Source organism: Streptomyces sp. NBC_01450, from assembly GCF_036227505.1.
Taxonomy (GTDB): Bacteria; Actinomycetota; Actinomycetes; order Streptomycetales; family Streptomycetaceae; genus Streptomyces.
Map to the genome: position 1 here is coordinate 7,316,522 of NZ_CP109480.1, position 16,433 is coordinate 7,332,954.

The window sequence follows — 16,433 nt, forward strand, 5'->3', positions numbered from 1 at the left end:
GGCGGCCCCGGGCGGTGCCATCGGGGCAGGGGGCGGATCGGAGGTATGCCTGGCCCTACCCCAAGTCTCGCTTCCGCCGTACCGCGCCGCGGTGCCTCCACACGGTTTCGTGAAGCCATGAACATCGACGCGATCCAGTTGCACTCCGTCAGCAGGCGGTACGGGGCGGGCGACGGTGTGGTGACGGCACTCGACGAGGTCTCGCTCGCCTTCGCCGAGGGAACGTTCACCGCCGTCATGGGCCCCTCCGGCTCGGGCAAGTCGACCCTGCTGCAGTGCGCGGCCGGGCTGGACCGCCCCACGTCGGGGTCGGTCACCGTGGGCGGGACCGATCTGACGAAGCTGAGCGAGACCAGGCTGACCCTCTTGCGACGAGAACGCATCGGCTTCGTCTTCCAGGCGTTCAACCTGCTGCCGTCCCTGACCGCCGAGCAGAACGTGGCGCTGCCCCTGCGGCTCGCGGGCCGCCGCCCCGCCCGGGCCCGGGTGCGCGAGGTGCTCGAACAGGTCGGCCTGGGCGACCGGGCGGGGCACCGGCCGACGGAGCTGTCCGGAGGCCAGCAGCAACGCGTCGCCCTGGCCCGCGCCCTGATCACCCGCCCCGAGGTGCTCTTCGGCGACGAGCCGACAGGTGCCCTCGACTCGCGGACCGGCCGTGAGGTACTGAGCCTGCTGCGCGGCATGGTCGACGGCGGGCGCCAGACGATCATCATGGTCACGCACGATCCGGTGGCCGCCGCGTACGCCGACCGCGTGGTCTTCCTCGTCGACGGACGGGTCGACGGTGAGGTGGCCGGTGCCGGTGCCGAGGACATCGCCGCGCGCATGACCAAACTGGAGGCCCTGCCGTGCTGAGCGTCGCCCTGCGCACCCTGCGCACCCGCTGGGTCACCTTCGCCGGCACGTTCGTCGCACTCTCGCTGGGCGTCGCGCTGATCGCGGTGATGGGACTGGCCCTCGCCTCGTCGCTCAACGCGCCCGCCGGGAAACCCGAACGGTTCGCCGCCGCGCCGGTCGTGGTCAGGGGAGCGGACACCCTGCGCGTGCCCACCTCGATCGGCGTCCGGGTGGACAAGCTCGCCCAGCCGCGTGCCGTGCCCGCCGGGACCGTCGCGAAACTGAGGAAGCTCGGCACGGTCGTCGAGGACCGGTCGTTCGCCGTACGGGCCCGGGGCGGCCCCGGCGACCTGGTGGGCCACCCCTGGTCCACCGCGGCCTTCGCCCCGTACGAGATCGACGCGGGACGCGCGCCCCGGGCGGCCGACGAGGTCGTCCTCAGCGGCGGCTGGGCGAAGCCGGGGGAGCGCGTACGGACCGATCACGGCACGGTACGGGTGGTCGGCACCGTACGGGTGGTCCGCACAGAACGGGTCGGTGGCCTCGCCGCCGGACGTGGCTTCGAGAACGCCGTCTTCTACGTCGACGAGCGCGCCGCCGCGCTGTCGACCGGCAGCGTCCAGCTCGTCGTGGACGCCGACGCGGCGGCCGTGCGCGAGGCGGTACGCGCCGGTACGGGCGTCCGGGTCCTCACCGGTGACGCGCGCCGTTACGCCGACGCCGACCCGGACCGGGACAGCGAGGCGCTCACCGCGATGAACGCCCTGTTCGGCACGGCCGGCGGTGTCACCGGCTTCGTCTCGGTCTTCGTGGTGGCGTCCACCTTCGCCTTCGCGGTCGCCCAGCGGCGCCGGGAGTTCGGGCTGCTGCGCACGGCCGGGGCGACCCCGGGACAGCTCCGCCGAATGGTCTTCGCCGAAGCCCTGGTGGTGGGCGTGCTCGCCTCGGCCACCGGATGCGTGCTCGGCGCGTACGGTGCGCCACGGCTGGCCGCACGGATGGTCGACGGCGGACTCGCACCGAGCTGGTTCACCATCGGCGACGCCACCTGGCCGTACCACTTGGCGTTCTGGACAGGCCTGCTCGTCGCGCTGTGCGGCGTGGTCGCCGCCTCCTGGCGGGCGGGCCGCACGGCCCCCGTCCAGGCGCTGGGCGAGGCCTGTGTGGACACCCGGACGATGACCACGGGCCGCCGGCTGTCCGGCCTGGCCCTGCTGGCGACCGCCGCCGTGACGCTCGTCCTGGCCCTCGTCGCTGACCCGGGCGAACTGCTGCACCGGAAGACCTATGTGAGCCGGCCGATGCTGCTGATCACCGCGGTCGCCCTGCTCGCGCCGGTCGTGGTGCGCCCGCTGACCCGGCTGATCGCCTGGTTTCCGGCCCAACTCCCCGGCGCCGGCGGCATGTTGGTCCGGGAGAACGCCGCCGCCGGTGTGCGCCGCACCGCCGCGATCGCGGCGCCGGTCCTGGTCACCGTCGCCCTGACCGGCTCGCTGCTGGGCGCCACCGCGACCCTGAACGAGGCGAAGGCCGACGAGACGCGCCGGCAGACGTCCGCCGACTTCGTCGTCACCCCGGCGAACGGCGCGGGCTTCGACGCGGCGACACTGCGCGGGCTGCGCCAGGTGTCCGGCGCGAAGGTGTCCGCGACCTCGTCGAGCGCCGTCCACGTTCTGGAGGACGGCGTGTCACTGGTCGAGTCCGAGGCACGCGCGGCGGATCCCGGACCGCTCGCCGCCACCACCCGGCTGCCGCTCGAGGCCGGGAGGACGAGCGACCTCGACGACGACTCGATCATCGTCAACCGGGAATGGCAGCGTCACACCGTGGGGCAGCGGGTGCGGGTGTGGCTCGGCGACGGCACGAGGAAGTCGCTGCGGATCGCCGCGGTGATGACCACGGGCACCGGAAACAACGGCGTGTACGTCACTCCGCGCAACGCCCCGGGCGCGACCGTCGACCGGGTCGACGTCGCCCTCGCCGCCGGTGCCGACGCGCGCGCCGTGGCCGCGGGGCTGCGTGCGGCGGTGCGTACCTCGGGCGGACAGGTCCTCACCAAGGACCAGTGGGTGCAGGCGAGTTACCCCGAGACGAACCGGACGACCCGGCTCGGCCTCCTGCTGGTCCTGGGCATCGCCCTCCTCTACACCGGTATCTCCCTGGCCAACACCATGGTCATGGCGACCTCCGACCGGGTGCGCGACCTGGCCGTGCTGCGCCTGGCCGGAGCCACCCGATGGCAGGTGCTCCGGCTGGTGGGTGCGGAGGCACTGACGGTCGTCACGGTCGGTGGAGTACTGGGACTCCTCGTCGCGGGGGTCAACCTGTCGGGCATGTGGAGCGCCCTGGGTCTGCTGTCGGCCCCGACCACGATCGAGATCCCGTGGACGGCCATCGGTGCGGTCGTCGGCGCCTGCGCGGTGCTGGCCGTCGTCTCGTCCGTCATCCCCGCCGCACTCGCTCTGAGGCGCCGAGCGGTGGAACTGGCGGGCGTCCGGGAGTGAATCCCAGTGGCGCTAGGTGGTCGTCCGTGCGGTGGTCGCGGCGATGGTTTCCAGCGAGCTGATGAGCAGGTCCCACAGACGCTCGGTGTGCAGCTTCGTCGCCACGGAGGTGTTCGCCGGCCCGGAGCCGCCGCGGAAGTCGGTGACCGTCATGCCGTAGGTCGCCGTACCCCGTAGCTCGACCTCGACATGGGCCGGTGTGACCTCCATCAGGCTCGGGTCGATGGCCCGGCCGACCGCGCACGCGTCGTGGATCGTGGCCGTCGCGCCGTGCACCTTGCCGACGGTGGCGTTGTAGTGGTCGAGGAGGTCGACGACGAACCGGGACACGGGCGTGCCCAACGCCCCGATACGGGCCAGCAGTTGCGGTGTGGCGGTGGCCTGGGCGGTCAGGTCGAGGCCGACCATGGTCAGGGGCCAGCCCGCCGAGAAGACGACCGCGGCCGCCTCGGGGTCGGCGTGGATGTTGAACTCGGCCGCCGGTGTGACGTTGCCGCGGGTGTACGACCCGCCCATCAGGACGACCTCCTCGACCAGTGCGGCGATACGGGGTTCCCGGCGCAGCGCCAGCGCGATGTTGGTCAGGGGTGCGGTCGGGACGAGGGTGATCTCACCGGGGTGGGCGAGGACCGTCTCGATGATCAGATCGACGGCGTGCCGGGGGTCGGCCTCCATGGCCGGGGGGATGAAGGCGGGGCCGTCCATCCCGGTGTCGCCGTGGATCTCGGCGGCGAGGGTCTGGTCGCGGACGAGGGGACCGGCGGCACCGGCCGCGACCGGTATGCCGTGCAGGCCCGCCAGGGTGCACACCTGGCGGGCGTTCAGGGTGACCTTCTCGATGGTCTGGTTGCCGGCGACGGTCGTGACGGCGACGATCTCGACGTCGGGGTTCCCCGCCGCGAGCAGGATGGCGATGGCGTCGTCGAGCCCGGGGTCGCAGTCGATGATGATCTTCTTGGGCATGGGCGTCCTTCGGGGTGGGACGGGATGCGGACCGGATCACTGGAAACAGCGTGCGCCAAGCCCACCCTGCCCTTGTCGGCCACACGCCACCCCTGTCGGCCCCACCCCGCCCCTTTCACGCAGGCTCGCCTCATTCACGCAGGCTCGCCTCATTCACGCAGGCTCACCTCATTCGCTCAGGCTCACCTCAGCGGATGCGAGGTCCTCCCCGATGCCTCGTCGATCTCGTCGTGCGCCTTGGTCAACAGCTTCATCGCCAGTTCGTTGAGCGCCCGCGCGCCCGCGACCTCCTCGCCGACTCTCGGCTGATTGGAGTCGGAGGGGTGGCGGCTGGCGTACCCGTGGGCGCGTACCTCGTTCCCGTCGGGGAGCCGAAGGAGAGCGGCGGCGCGGGTGCGGTGGTCGTCCTCCTCGAACTCGATCTCGACGTGCCAGCCGACGGCGGTCATTCCGCGCGCCGCGGCCGGTTGCGACTGTGTCGTCTGTGTCATTGCGATCACCTCCGAGGCGGGCCCCAGCCCCCGGTACGGGCCTCGGCCCCTACTACCAGAGTGTGCTTCTTCGCCCGACTCCGCACGGGATGACGGCCGACATCGACAAGGAGTGACGGAAAGACCACGAACCGCGCCGGAAACGAGGTTGTCGGCTCACCGCGGTGGGGTTTCCAGGATCAGGCGGATCTCCGTCACCTCATAGCCCGCGCGGTCGAAGGCGGCGGCCATCGGAACGTTGACGGTGTCCGTCGTGGCGGTGACGCGGTCGGCGCCCTCGCTCGCGTGGAACCTGGTGATCTCGGCGAGGACTTCGTCGATCAGGCCCTGTCCGCGCTGTTCCGGGACGACACCCAGGTAGCCGACGTTTCGGTGGTAGGGGGTCGCGGAAGGGATGGCCAGGCCCGCCAGAGTTCCGTCCGGGAGTTCGGCGAGGCGCCACCAGGAGCGCTCACCGGGACAGTCGAGGTAGAACTCGATGTCCTCGCGGGCCAATTGCTCGGCGTCCATCGAGCGGAGCTCGTTCCGTGTGTGCTGATCCAGGCTCCCGGCCGACAGCCGGATGAACGCGTCGAGGAACTCCTCGTCCGTACCCTCCCGGAAGATCAGCTTCCCCGCGGGCGCGGGGACCTCGGCGGCCGGTGTCCACTCGTACCGCAGACGCTCGATCTCGCTGCTCAGTCCGGACCTGCGCGCCGCCTCCCTGCGCCAGGCCACCGCGTCGACCAGCACGGGGTCGCTCCGCCAGTCGCGGGGCAGCGAGATGTTGTAAACGGGTAGAGTCCCGAAGGCGGCATGGCCGGCGGCCAGCAGCCCGGAGGCGATGGCGACCGGGTCGACGACGCCGGAGCGTACCTGGAGGCAGTCGAGTGCGATCGGCCGCGCGCTGTCGGCACGGCCCCACCACAGGGCGCGAGCCAGGATCTCCCCGTTCTCGTCCTCGGCGAACCAGATCCACTCGGGGCGGAACTGGTTGCTCGCGAGCTCCTCCCGGATCTTTTCCGCGGTCAGGGCGGGGACGGGACCGTCGGCCGGGTAGGCGGCGGCGCGGTCGAGGTCTGCGGGGTCTGCGGTGGCAGCGCGAAAAAGCATCCGATCATGGTCACACCGTGGGGCCGTACGGGACCACGTCTTTTTTCGACCAGAGCCGACCGGGGCGAGTGTCACGTGGTCTCAGTTGTCGAACCAGTCGAACCAGACGAACCAGACGACGAGGCGGACGTTCTCGGCTCCGTGGCGCTCGGCGAGGGTGCGCATCACCGTCCACACGTCGCCCCAGTCCTCGTCCCGCACCGCCTGTCGGGATGGCTTTCCGGGTCCGGGTCTCGCTGCTCGGCATCAGGTGCGTGTACACGCGGAGCGTGAATCCCGGATCGCTGTGACCGGCGCCGTTCGCGAGTGCCGGCCGAGTGTGGCGTGCGCGGGGAGCTCCCATCCCGTCCGCCATCGACCCAGGCAGAACCGAGCAGTCGCGGCCCAGGGCGTCAAGGTCGTTCGTACAGTGGCGCGCTCCACCTTGACGCCCTGGACCACGCCCGCTCCACGGTGTGTGGGTCGACGGCAGACGGGATGGGAGCTGGGGTGAGTGGTGGGTGGGCGCGAGTGAGATCATCACGTATGGCGTTGATTAAGTACATGACAAAGGCCAGAGATGAGCGATGGTGGATAGAGGGTCTCGGGCTCATGGCCGGAGCGGCCTGGGCTGGCTTCCGCGCTTTGAGTAACGGACGACCGCCACTACTGCGGGTGGGTTTCGGCGTAGCGGCGATCGGCTTCCTGGCTGCAACTGCGGGACTCATCATCGACCGAATTCGGGCAACCAGGCGAGGCCGCAGAGGTTCCACGGATGACACTGCCGCGGGCGAGCAGCAAGAGCCTTGATCGATGCCGGTTCGAGGGGGCCGCGGAGCGTGCCACTTCCGTGCCACAACGGGCGGGGACTCACGGGGAATCGAGGTGCGCCAGGGTGCGTACTTCCCCCACGTCGCCCAAGGCAGGGATTCCCAGGTCAGACCTGTGATCCCCCAACCTCGCTCCCAGAGCGGTGATCGACGGCAGCCGCACGTTCTACCGGTGCGCCGCCAATCAGGAGTAGAAGCCCCGGCCGTACTCCTCGGGCGCGACGGTGAAGTCGTCCGGACGATCGCGGCGCAGTTCCTCATACCGTGCCGCGAACACGTCGATGGCTTCATGAATCGTGCAGCCCAGCGCTTCACGGATCGCCATGATCGCAAACACGATCCGGTGATCGAGGATGTCGCGGTCTACGCTCGCCGGCAGTGCGGTCACGGCTCCTCCGAAGTCGCTGTACAGCAGCGGAGTACAGCAACTGCACAGATCACGGTCAACCGAGTAAGACCCCTGCCACCCTTGCCGAACAACCAATTGCCCCTCAGCGACTGTCGTGCCCATAGTTCGCATCGAGAGGGTCGCAATCCGGTCCGCTCCCTCATGTCACACTCCTGTAGCGCCTGCTGAGAGCGCATCGGACTTGGGGGCAGACATGACGACTCCACGCATTCGGAGAATCGCCGGCCAGATCATGTTCTGTGTCAGCCTGCTCTGGGCCTGTGGGGAGTCGATCTATGGAACCGGCATGTACCGCGTCGCCTCCATCCTGATGCTGATCGTCGGCGGGGTGACGCTTGTCGGCACGGCCCTCGATCACATCCGTCCCCGGCCGAAACGTCGCAGAGCGCGCGAGCAGGATGCCGGGAACTGAACACCCGCCCCGCCTGCCCGCCGTGTGCCCGCCTGAGGGAGGCCCTGAGACGGCGGTACAGCAGCGAAGTACAGCAACCACAGCGACCAGTACCGTCCCGTAGCGTCCCTGTAGACCCGATGCGCGGCCTGTATGACCGTCACTGACCGATCTATCTAGAGCTACGGATCAGACGTTGTCCCTGGCCAGTAGCTCTTCCTTCCGCCGGCGGGCGTAGCCCTCCAAGTCCTGCTTGATGGTCATGACGTCCTCGACACTTATTCGGATAGGCCCGCAGTGCAGGGCATCGCAGGAGCGGGGAAAGCTGCCGTCGATGAGGGAGACGCCGCTGAGTACGATGCCCGCCACCTCATCAACCGCAGTGCATAGCACCGGATGGAACGAGCAGTCTTCGTAGATGTTGCCCACCTGGATGCCGTTCGGGTTACCGGGGTCTGGTGTCTCGCTCATGGGAGCACCGTCTCAGTTTCCGTCTTATTCAGCGACGGTCAGGACCGTTCGGGAAGGGCCGGAAGCGAGAAGCCACCCGCCGATCATCCGCACGCGAACGCAGTTGAACCAGCCCGAACAAGACTCTGAGCAGGACCAACAGACTTGGAAAGCGTGCACCTGCCATCGGCAGGGGACGGAGTCGGTGCGCGGTCGGCGCTGGCAGGTCACTGCTTGGCCATCGACGAAGCCCAGTCGCCGGTTAGGTCCCGGACGAGTCTCCGAGCCGCCCCCAGGCAGACCAGGGATGCAGCCATTCCCTCCAGAGCTGGAACCCCCGGAAGCCGACCGCGCGCTTGAGACCATATACGCAGGCACTGACAACCGAACTGCCAGCTCAGGGGCTTGATCCGTTATACGGATTAGGCCGCTGAGTGGTTCTCGGGGCAGTGGGTCAGCTGATTTGCGAAGCGGGTTGGCTCTCCAGCAGTGCTTCCACCGTCAGGGTTCCTGCCAACGTGCCGGTCAGCCATTCCGCGAGGTCGATGCCCTGGGGCCAGTGCTCTCCTTCATGGGTGCACCACATGGCGCCCGCAGGATCGCGGAAGTCGACCAGCGACCAGATGGTGCAGCCCCAGTCGTAGATCAGCACCAGGCCGGCGGGGATGCGGCCGGACGGATCCGGGCCGTCCTGGTACAGCTCGGCGATGTCCCAGAAGTTGCCCTGCGCAGGTCCTTCGCTCACTCCCAGGATTCCTTCGGCCGGTCCGAAGCCGCCGTTGGCCACTTCGAGGTACAGGCGTCGCAGGAGGGGAGGCAGGGGGAACCCGATGATCTCTTCCGCTTCGGAGACAGCCTCCGGTGTCGCGGGTGGTGGCAAGGTCCCCGCCCGGGCTACGGTCCTCAACGCCTCGACAACCTCATCGTCAGTCACCGGCTCAGCCTCTCAACCCGGTGCGGTGGAAGCCATGCCTTCGAGGGCTGGAGTCGAACGGTCACTCGCCGCTGTGGGCCGACACCGATCGCTGGGCCGTCCCTGGGCCGTGCGAGGTCGCTCGACAGTGACCGGCGGCGACAACCAGTGACAGGACAGCTACCAGGGCAGTCGACGAAGGGCCAGGTCACGGCCCCCTGACCGAACGGGTTTCCTTCGAGGGGTAGCCGTCAGGCAAGATGGGGTGTATCTGCCCACTGCCGATTTCAAGCGTCCGGACGGTTTCTCTTGGCTGAGTTCATTTACACCATGCGCAAGACGCGCAAGGCGCACGGCGACAAGGTGATTCTCGACGACGTCACCCTGAGCTTCATCCCGGGTGCGAAGATCGGTGTGGTCGGTCCCAACGGTGCCGGTAAGTCCACCGTTCTCAAGATCATGGCGGGCCTTGAGCAGCCCTCCAACGGTGACGCGTTCCTGTCGCCGGGCTTCAGCGTCGGCATCCTCATGCAGGAGCCGCAGCTGGACGAGTCCAAGACGGTGCTGGAGAACGTCCAGGACGGTGCCGCCGAGCTGATGGGCAAGCTCAACCGCTTCAACGAGGTCGCCGAGCTGATGGCGACCGACTACTCCGACGCGCTCATGGAGGAGATGGGGAAGCTCCAGGACGACCTGGACCACTCCAACGCCTGGGACCTCGACGCGCAGCTCGAGCAGGCCATGGACGCGTTGGGCTGCCCGCCCGGCGACTGGCCGGTCACCAACCTCTCCGGTGGCGAGAAGCGCCGCGTGGCGCTCTGCAAGCTGCTGATCGAGGCTCCGGACCTGCTCCTTCTCGACGAGCCCACCAACCACCTCGACGCCGAGTCGGTGAACTGGCTGGAGCAGCACCTCACCAAGTACGCGGGCGCCGTCGTCGCCGTCACTCACGACCGGTACTTCCTGAACAACGTCGCCGAGTGGATCCTCGAACTGGACCGCGGCCGCGCGATTCCCTACGAGGGCAACTACTCCACGTACCTCGACAAGAAGGCCTCCCGCCTCAAGGTCGAGGGCCGCAAGGACGAGAAGCGCGCCAAGCGGCTCAAGGAAGAGCTGGAGTGGGTCCGGTCCAACGCCAAGGGCCGTCAGACCAAGTCCAAGGCCCGCCTCGCCCGTTACGAGGAGATGGCGGCCGAGGCCGACAAGATGCGGAAGCTGGACTTCGAGGAGATCCAGATCCCGCCGGGCCCGCGGCTGGGATCCATCGTCGTCGAGGTCCAGAACCTTTCCAAGGGGTTCGGCGACAAGGTCCTCATCGACGACCTGTCCTTCACCCTGCCGCGCAACGGCATCGTGGGCGTCATCGGCCCGAACGGGGCGGGCAAGACCACGCTGTTCAAGATGATCCAGGGCCTGGAGACGCCGGACTCCGGCGCGATCAAGGTCGGCGACACGGTCAAGATCAGTTACGTCGACCAGAGCCGCGCCAACATCGACCCCAAGAAGACGCTGTGGGCCGTCGTCTCCGACGAGCTCGACTACATCAACGTCGGTCAGGTCGAGATGCCGTCGCGGGCCTACGTGTCCGCCTTCGGCTTCAAGGGCCCGGACCAGCAGAAGCCCGCGGGTGTCCTCTCCGGTGGTGAGCGCAACCGGCTGAACCTGGCGCTGACCCTCAAGGAGGGCGGCAACCTGCTGCTCCTCGACGAGCCCACCAACGACCTCGACGTCGAGACCCTGTCGTCGCTCGAGAACGCGCTGCTGGAGTTCCCCGGTGCGGCCGTAGTCATCTCCCACGACCGCTGGTTCCTGGACCGGGTCGCGACGCACATCCTCGCGTACGAGGGTGAGTCGAGGTGGTACTGGTTCGAGGGCAACTTCGAGTCGTACGAGAAGAACAAGGTCGAGCGTCTCGGTGCGGACGCCGCGCGCCCCCACCGCGCCACCTACAAGAAGCTGACCCGGGGCTGATCGATCTTGCGGCACATCTACCGCTGCCCGCTGCGCTGGGCGGACATGGACGCGTACGGCCACGTCAACAACGTGGTTTTCCTCCGGTACCTGGAGGAAGCCCGTATCGACTTCCTGTTCCGCCCGGAGAAGGACTTCAAGCAGGGGTCCGTGGTGGCGCGCCACGAGATCGACTACAAGCGGCAGTTGGTCCACCGGCACACGCCGGTGGACATCGAGCTGTGGGTGACGCAGATACGAGCCGCGTCGTTCACGATCGCCTACGAGGTCAAGGATCCGGACCAGGTCTATGTCACGGCCTCGACGGTGATCGTGCCGTTCGACTTCGAGACGCAGCGCCCGCGCCGGATCACGGCCGAGGAACGGGAGTTCCTGGAGTCGTACCGGGACGACGTGGACGAGGCCGTCGCGGCATGACCGTGACCGCGCTGCACCTCGCCGACGACGGGGAGGCGGCGGACCTCGCCGCCTTCCTGGCCCGGCTGATCCACTACGACCGCGCCGCCGCCGTACGCCTCCAGGCGTACGGCACCGCGCTCGCGGTCTTCGGCCGGCCGCCGTCGTTCGAGGTCCTCGCGATCCGCACGGCGCGGCTCGCCAAGCCGTACGAGAACGGGCTCGACGTCACGCTCGACGTGACCGTCTCCGCCGGTGAACTCCTCGAGTCCATCGACGAGTCGGCGGCCACCGTGGGTGTTCCGGAGGCCGTCACCGGGCCGCCGTGGGCCGGGGTCCTCCCGCCCCGCGGAGGCTGGCGGCCGGAGCCGGGACTGCCCGGACCGGACGCCGTACGCGCGATGGTCGCCACCGCGGTCGCCGAATTCCGGTCCCGTACGCAGGAATTGGCGCCCGAGGCCCGTACCCGCGCCGAACTCGACCGCATCGGACGGGAGATCTGGTCCCGGCCGATCGGAGACACCGGACTTCCGGTGCGGGCCGCGCATGCGGCGCAGTCGCTCGGGTTCCTGCGCCCGGTGCGTCAGGCCGACCCGGGCGAGAGCCCGTTGGGGCTGTACTCGTCCGGGGCGTGGTTGCGGCTTCGTACGCCCTACGGATCGATCGCCGTGCGCAGGGCGGGACTCGGGGCGCTGGACGTCAGCGTCCGCTGATCTCAGCCTGCCGTGTTGATCATCGACGCGGCCGCGTACGTCAGGTAGTTCCACAGCGTGTGCTCGTGCTCCTCGGAGAGGCCGAGCTCGTCGACGGCCACCCGCATGTGCGCGAGCCAGGCGTCGTGCGCCGCCTGATCGACGGCGAACGGGGCGTGACGCATCCGCAGCCGAGGGTGACCGCGGTTGTCGCTGTAGGTCGTCGGGCCGCCCCAGTACTGGATCAGGAACAGGGTGAAGCGCTCCTCGGCCGGGCCCAGGTCCTCCTCGGGGTACATGGCCTTGAGCAGCGGGTCCTCGGCCACTCCCTCGTAGAAACGATGCACGAGGCGCCGGAAGGTCTCCTCGCCGCCGACCTGCTCGTAGAAGGTCTGCTCCTGAAGCGTGCCGCGCCGGATCTCTTTCACCTCACCATGGTCTCAGACCGGGTGACCGAGGACGCAAGGCTTAGGACCAGCGACCCAGCGACGCGGCGGCCCCGGCGGCCCTGGCGACCCGGCGATCCGGCGGGTGAGGCACTCGCCTCGCGGCCCGTCCCGCCGCACAGTGGAGGTATGAGCGCCCACGCTCTCGACCACGACCACGACCACGACCACGACCTCGACAACCTCGCCACGCTGGCGCGGGCCGCCCTGGTGCGCGAGATCGACCGGAGCGGCGCCTGGGCCGCCGACCCGGTGTGGCGGGCGGCGTTCGAGGAGGTCCCGCGCCACCTCTTCGTGCCGTACTACTACGTGGGTGCCGTGGGCGGCTTCGAGCGCGTGTGGGGCGAGGACCCCGACCCGCGCAGCCGGGAGCACTGGGTGCGCGGCGCCTACGCGGACGCTCCGCTGGCCACCCGGGTGCGCGACGGCGAGCTGGTCTCCTCCAGCAGCCAGCCGTCGCTGATGGCGATGATGCTGACCGCGCTGGAGGTACGGGAGGGGGACGCCGTCCTGGAGATCGGCGCCGGCACCGGGTACAACGCGGCGCTGCTCGCCCACCGTCTCGGCGATCGTCTGGTGACCACGATCGACCTCGACCCGGAGATCACCGAGTCCGCGCGCCGGCACCTGGCCACCGCCGGGTACCACCCGACCGTCGTCACCGGAGACGGCGCTCGCGGGGTTCCCGAGCGGGCTCCCTTCGACCGGATCATCGCGACCTGCACGCTGACCTCGATCCCGCGACCGTGGCTCGCCCAGTGCCGTCCTGGCGCCCGCGTCCTGGCACCGCTGGCCACCGGCCTGATCGCGCTGCGGGTCCGGGACGCCACGCACGCCGAGGGGCGCTTCCTGCACACGCCCGCCTATTTCGTGCCCCTGCGCGGCGCGAGCCGGGCCGAGGAACTGGAGCCGCAGCACCTGGGCGAGCTGCCGCGCCGGGTCCGCGGCGACGAGCTGCTCCGGTTCCTGCTGACCCTCGCGGCGCGCAGCCTCGCCCCGTACGAGGCGTACGAGCTCTGGGAGCGCGAGAACCGGCCCGTGCGCGAGCGGTACGGGGTCACGGTCGACGGCGCGGACGCCTGGGCGTGGCTGGACGACCCCGAGGGGCCGTACGCCTGGCCGCTGCCGTGACCCCTGCCGCGGGCTCCGCCGTCAGCCTCGCCTGATGGTGATCGTCGTCCAGGCGCCGACGTGCACCCGGTCGCCGTCCTGGAGCGGGACCGGCACGAAGGGCTGGATGGGCTCCTCGCCGCCGTTGACCGTGGTGCCGTTGGTCGAGTTCTGGTCGACGACCGCCCAGCTGCCGTCGGGCTGCTGGACCAGGACCGCGTGCTGGTGCGAGACGCCGGGGTCCTCGGGGGGCACCGAGAGGTCGATGTCCGGGGTGTCGCCGGTGGAGTGCCGACGGCGGCCGATCGTCAACTGGTTGCCGGTGAGGGGGCGCTGCTGCTCCGGGGAGTACGCGGGCAGGTTCAGGCCCGCGGCCTCGGGGCCGGAGCGCTGCATCATCGCCATGAAGTACTCGCGGTCGGGACCGATCGTCGCGCTCCAGGACAGCGACTGCCGCTGCTGCTGGTAGGCGGGGCCGGGGCCGGGCGGGGCCTGGGTCGAGCCGGGCTGCGGATAGCCGTAGCCGCCGCCCTGACCCATACCGGGACCACCGGGACCACCGGGACCACCGGGACCACCGGGGCGGCCGCCAGGACCACCGGGACCACCGGGCGAACCACCCGGCGGGGAGATCACCCAGTCGTCGTCACCGCCGCCGAAGGACGGGCCCGAGGACTGCGGACCGCCGGGCCCGGGCTGGCCCTGCTGCGGGAACGCGGGCGCGGCCGGCTGCTGGGTGAACGCCTGCGGGACGCCAGGTCCACCAGGTCCACCAGGTCCACCAGGCCCACCGGGCGTGGGCCCGGGCGGCGGCGGAACCGGACGGGACGGATCCGCGCCGAAGCCGCCGGGACCACCAGGACCGCCGGGGCCACCCGGGCCGCCCGGACGGGACGGATCACCGCGGAAGCCCGACGGATCCTGCCCGTAGGGCGGAATCGGTTCCGCGGGGCGGTTCATCTGCGAGGGCCGCGAGCTCTGGTACTCGAAGGGATCGTGACCGGGACCGTGACCGGGACCGGCGCCGGTCCCGCCCGGCTGCCCCTGCGGGGGCTGCTGGAAGCGCAGCGCCGGATTGGGCAGCCCGGGTGCGGGCGACTGCGGACGCGGCGCCGCCGGGGTGTACGAGGTCGCCGTGTTCGTCAGGAAGTTCCACCGGCACTCCTCGCAGAACGGCGCACCGCCCTCACGGGGCGTACGGCACTGCGGGCAGAGCTCCGGCTCGTGTTGGGGCACGGAGGACAGGTGTGGGCGCCCGCCTCCGGCCCCGGGGCCACCGGGGCCGGAGGGCGGGGGTGAGCCGGGCGGCGGATAGCCGTAACCGGCGGGGGGCGGCGGTGGAGGGGGCGGAGGCACGGCACCGGCCATGCGGTGACCGCAGACCTCGCACCAGTCGTCGGAACCCGACTGGTGTCCGTTCGGGCAGGTCGGCATGTCGGCGCTTCCCCCTCTCCTTTTCCGGCCGTTGTGACCGGGTTTCTCCAGTTCCCAGCGGGAACCGGGCTCGCTACTTCTTTACACGAACAGTCTTTGTGGACCGCGTCTCAAGGGTCATTTCGTCGGCCTCTTCGACCCTTGCCTTCAATCGCACAGTACCTGCCGCGGCGTCGACCACGTCCACCACCTTCGCAAGCAGTTTCGCAGTATCGGCGTTGCCCGACACGCTCGCGAGCTGAACGGCCCGGCCCAGCTTGGCCGTCGCTCCGTCGACATCCCCCGATTTGCGCAGATCCAGTCCTTGCTGGATGACTTGCGCCAGTTCCGCCTGTCCTGTGTAGTGCGCGACCTGGGCGTTGATCCTCGTCGAGGCCACCATGTCGTCGGTCCACACCGCCTTGACGAGCCCCTGCCCGCCGAGGTTGTGCACGCCTCCGTCGGCCCCCGGTATGACGAGCGACACCCGGGCGGCCAGCATCTCCTGGCCCACTCCGGCCGTGGGGACCTCGACGCACACGTGGTAGTCGCGTGACTCGTCGCCCCAGGACCCGGTGGGGTAGTCGCCGGCGCGTGGGCCCGCCTCGGTGCGACGGTCGGTCAGCTCCTCGACCGTGGGGGCCACTTGCTTGACGAACTTGATCTCGGTCCCCACGGGCGTCCACAGGCGCAGCGCGACGTCCGCGACCTCCTTGCCCATGGCCGTCTCCATCATCTGCGTGAAGTCGGCGGACAGGGCGGCCGGGTCCGCGACGATGTCGGCGGTGCCGAGCAGCGCCGAGGCGATCCCGGTGACCTCCTTGACCTCCCAGTCCGTACCCACTCCACGCGCGTCACAGGTGAAACGTCCGGCACAGGAGTCGAGGGCGGCCTTGAGGTCCTCGGGCGACTCGTGTTCGTTGCGGCCGTCGGTGAGCAGGATGCCGTGCCGGATCGACACCTCGGCCGAGGACAGCAGCCGGTCGGCGAGGCGCAGCCAGGTGCCGATCGCCGTACCGCCGCCCGCGCTCAGCCTGCGCAGTGCCTCCTTGGCCTGACCGCGGGTCGTCGCGTCGGCCACCGCGAGGCGCCCGCCCGCGGGGTAGACCTCCTTGGCGACGTGCGTGCCGCCGATCACCGCGAAGTGCACGCCGTCGCGCAGGGTGTCGATCGCGGCGGCCGTGGCGTCGCGGCCGCCGCGCATCTTGGTCGGCGGGTAGTCCATCGAGCCGGAACAGTCGACCATGATCGCCACGGCCGCGTCCGGGCCCCGGCCCGCCCCGTACAGGTGGGGCGCGCCGACCGCGCTCCCGACGGTGCCGCCGCCGGTGGCGCTCACCGTGACGATCGCGTTGACCTCGCGGCCGCCCTCGGGCAGGTACTCGTTCTGGTAGACGTCGACCGAGAACTGCGGCACGTTCGACTTCGAGAAATTGGCCATGCCTTCTTCGTCCCCCTCAAGACCTCCGGTGGTTGGCGGAGGCGATGACTGTATGCGGACCGGTCCCCTCCGGTCCGAGGCCGTCCCCGTGGGTACGGATTG

16 protein-coding genes are annotated in these 16,433 nt (G+C 70.1%); 7 read left to right on the top strand and 9 right to left on the bottom strand.

Annotation, left to right across the window (positions count from 1 at the left end):
- Positions 1-117: 117 nt before the first annotated feature.
- Positions 118-855, top strand: coding sequence for an ABC transporter ATP-binding protein (locus tag OG568_RS32560; protein WP_329534122.1), 738 nt, complete (start codon positions 118-120; stop codon positions 853-855).
- Positions 849-3,341, top strand: a complete 2,493-nt coding sequence (locus tag OG568_RS32565) for an ABC transporter permease (protein WP_329534123.1) — start codon at positions 849-851, stop codon at positions 3,339-3,341. The genes OG568_RS32560 and OG568_RS32565 overlap by 7 nt, the downstream gene beginning before the upstream one ends.
- A gap of 12 nt (positions 3,342-3,353) precedes the next feature.
- Here OG568_RS32565 and OG568_RS32570 read toward each other — a convergent pair whose 3' ends face one another.
- From OG568_RS32570 to OG568_RS32590, 4 genes are all read right to left on the bottom strand, one after another.
- Positions 3,354-4,304 (bottom strand): nucleoside hydrolase, encoded by a 951-nt coding sequence (locus OG568_RS32570; RefSeq protein WP_329534124.1) that lies wholly within the window; start codon positions 4,302-4,304, stop codon positions 3,354-3,356.
- 182 nt (positions 4,305-4,486) lie between these two features.
- The gene (locus OG568_RS32575; RefSeq protein ID WP_329534125.1) at positions 4,487-4,795 is read right to left on the bottom strand and encodes a DUF1876 domain-containing protein; all 309 of its coding nucleotides are present in this window, start codon (positions 4,793-4,795) and stop codon (positions 4,487-4,489) included.
- A gap of 156 nt (positions 4,796-4,951) precedes the next feature.
- On the bottom strand, positions 4,952-5,887 hold the full coding sequence (locus tag OG568_RS32580; protein WP_329534126.1) for a GNAT family N-acetyltransferase: 936 nt from the start codon (positions 5,885-5,887) through the stop codon (positions 4,952-4,954).
- 993 nt (positions 5,888-6,880) lie between these two features.
- On the bottom strand, positions 6,881-7,084 hold the full coding sequence (locus tag OG568_RS32590) for a hypothetical protein (RefSeq protein ID WP_329534127.1): 204 nt from the start codon (positions 7,082-7,084) through the stop codon (positions 6,881-6,883).
- Positions 7,085-7,298: 214 nt separating this feature from the next.
- On the opposite strand from OG568_RS32590, the gene OG568_RS32595 reads away from it, so the two are divergent.
- Positions 7,299-7,517 (top strand): hypothetical protein, encoded by a 219-nt coding sequence (locus OG568_RS32595; RefSeq protein ID WP_266592653.1) that lies wholly within the window; start codon positions 7,299-7,301, stop codon positions 7,515-7,517.
- Between the two features lie 168 nt (positions 7,518-7,685).
- On the opposite strand, the gene OG568_RS32600 is transcribed toward OG568_RS32595, so the two are convergent.
- Complete coding sequence (locus OG568_RS32600; protein WP_329534128.1) at positions 7,686-7,967, bottom strand: hypothetical protein; 282 nt, start codon at positions 7,965-7,967, stop codon at positions 7,686-7,688.
- Between the two features lie 433 nt (positions 7,968-8,400).
- On the bottom strand, positions 8,401-8,880 hold the full coding sequence (locus OG568_RS32605) for an SMI1/KNR4 family protein (RefSeq protein WP_329534129.1): 480 nt from the start codon (positions 8,878-8,880) through the stop codon (positions 8,401-8,403).
- A 288-nt stretch (positions 8,881-9,168) separates the two neighbouring features.
- Between OG568_RS32605 and ettA the strand changes: the two genes are divergently transcribed.
- Genes ettA through OG568_RS32620 form a run of 3 tightly spaced genes read left to right on the top strand, consistent with a single transcriptional unit; the run spans position 9,169 to position 11,942 of the window.
- Positions 9,169-10,833 carry an energy-dependent translational throttle protein EttA gene (gene ettA / locus OG568_RS32610; protein ID WP_329534130.1) on the top strand — a complete coding sequence of 555 codons (1,665 nt, stop codon included), beginning with the start codon at positions 9,169-9,171 and terminating at the stop codon, positions 10,831-10,833.
- Between the two features lie 6 nt (positions 10,834-10,839).
- The gene (locus OG568_RS32615) at positions 10,840-11,250 is read left to right on the top strand and encodes an acyl-CoA thioesterase (RefSeq protein ID WP_329534131.1); all 411 of its coding nucleotides are present in this window, start codon (positions 10,840-10,842) and stop codon (positions 11,248-11,250) included.
- 2 nt (positions 11,251-11,252) lie between these two features.
- Entirely contained in the window at positions 11,253-11,942 is a 690-nt protein-coding gene (locus OG568_RS32620; RefSeq protein ID WP_329536522.1) for a hypothetical protein, read from the top strand.
- 2 nt (positions 11,943-11,944) lie between these two features.
- On the opposite strand, the gene OG568_RS32625 is transcribed toward OG568_RS32620, so the two are convergent.
- Complete coding sequence (locus tag OG568_RS32625; RefSeq protein ID WP_190168926.1) at positions 11,945-12,349, bottom strand: globin; 405 nt, start codon at positions 12,347-12,349, stop codon at positions 11,945-11,947.
- 147 nt (positions 12,350-12,496) lie between these two features.
- Between OG568_RS32625 and OG568_RS32630 the strand changes: the two genes are divergently transcribed.
- Positions 12,497-13,498: a methyltransferase domain-containing protein gene (locus tag OG568_RS32630; RefSeq protein WP_329534132.1), complete on the top strand. Its 1,002-nt coding sequence runs from the start codon at positions 12,497-12,499 to the stop codon at positions 13,496-13,498.
- A 21-nt stretch (positions 13,499-13,519) separates the two neighbouring features.
- Here OG568_RS32630 and OG568_RS32635 read toward each other — a convergent pair whose 3' ends face one another.
- Both OG568_RS32635 and OG568_RS32640 read right to left on the bottom strand, forming a co-directional pair.
- Positions 13,520-14,911, bottom strand: coding sequence for an FHA domain-containing protein (locus OG568_RS32635; protein WP_329534133.1), 1,392 nt, complete (start codon positions 14,909-14,911; stop codon positions 13,520-13,522).
- A gap of 73 nt (positions 14,912-14,984) precedes the next feature.
- Entirely contained in the window at positions 14,985-16,331 is a 1,347-nt protein-coding gene (locus OG568_RS32640; protein ID WP_329534134.1) for a vWA domain-containing protein, read from the bottom strand.
- Between the last annotated feature and the right edge of the window lie 102 nt (positions 16,332-16,433).

Coding starts and splice junctions, on each gene's coding strand:
- OG568_RS32560 (WP_329534122.1), top strand. CDS start 118: ATGAACATCGACGCGATCCAGTTGCACTCCGTCAGCAGGCGGTACGGG.
- OG568_RS32640 (WP_329534134.1), bottom strand. CDS start 16,331: ATGGCCAATTTCTCGAAGTCGAACGTGCCGCAGTTCTCGGTCGACGTC.
- OG568_RS32575 (WP_329534125.1), bottom strand. CDS start 4,795: ATGACACAGACGACACAGTCGCAACCGGCCGCGGCGCGCGGAATGACC.
- OG568_RS32580 (WP_329534126.1), bottom strand. CDS start 5,887: ATGCTTTTTCGCGCTGCCACCGCAGACCCCGCAGACCTCGACCGCGCC.
- OG568_RS32595 (WP_266592653.1), top strand. CDS start 7,299: ATGACGACTCCACGCATTCGGAGAATCGCCGGCCAGATCATGTTCTGT.
- OG568_RS32600 (WP_329534128.1), bottom strand. CDS start 7,967: ATGAGCGAGACACCAGACCCCGGTAACCCGAACGGCATCCAGGTGGGC.
- OG568_RS32635 (WP_329534133.1), bottom strand. CDS start 14,911: ATGCCGACCTGCCCGAACGGACACCAGTCGGGTTCCGACGACTGGTGC.
- OG568_RS32630 (WP_329534132.1), top strand. CDS start 12,497: ATGAGCGCCCACGCTCTCGACCACGACCACGACCACGACCACGACCTC.
- OG568_RS32570 (WP_329534124.1), bottom strand. CDS start 4,304: ATGCCCAAGAAGATCATCATCGACTGCGACCCCGGGCTCGACGACGCC.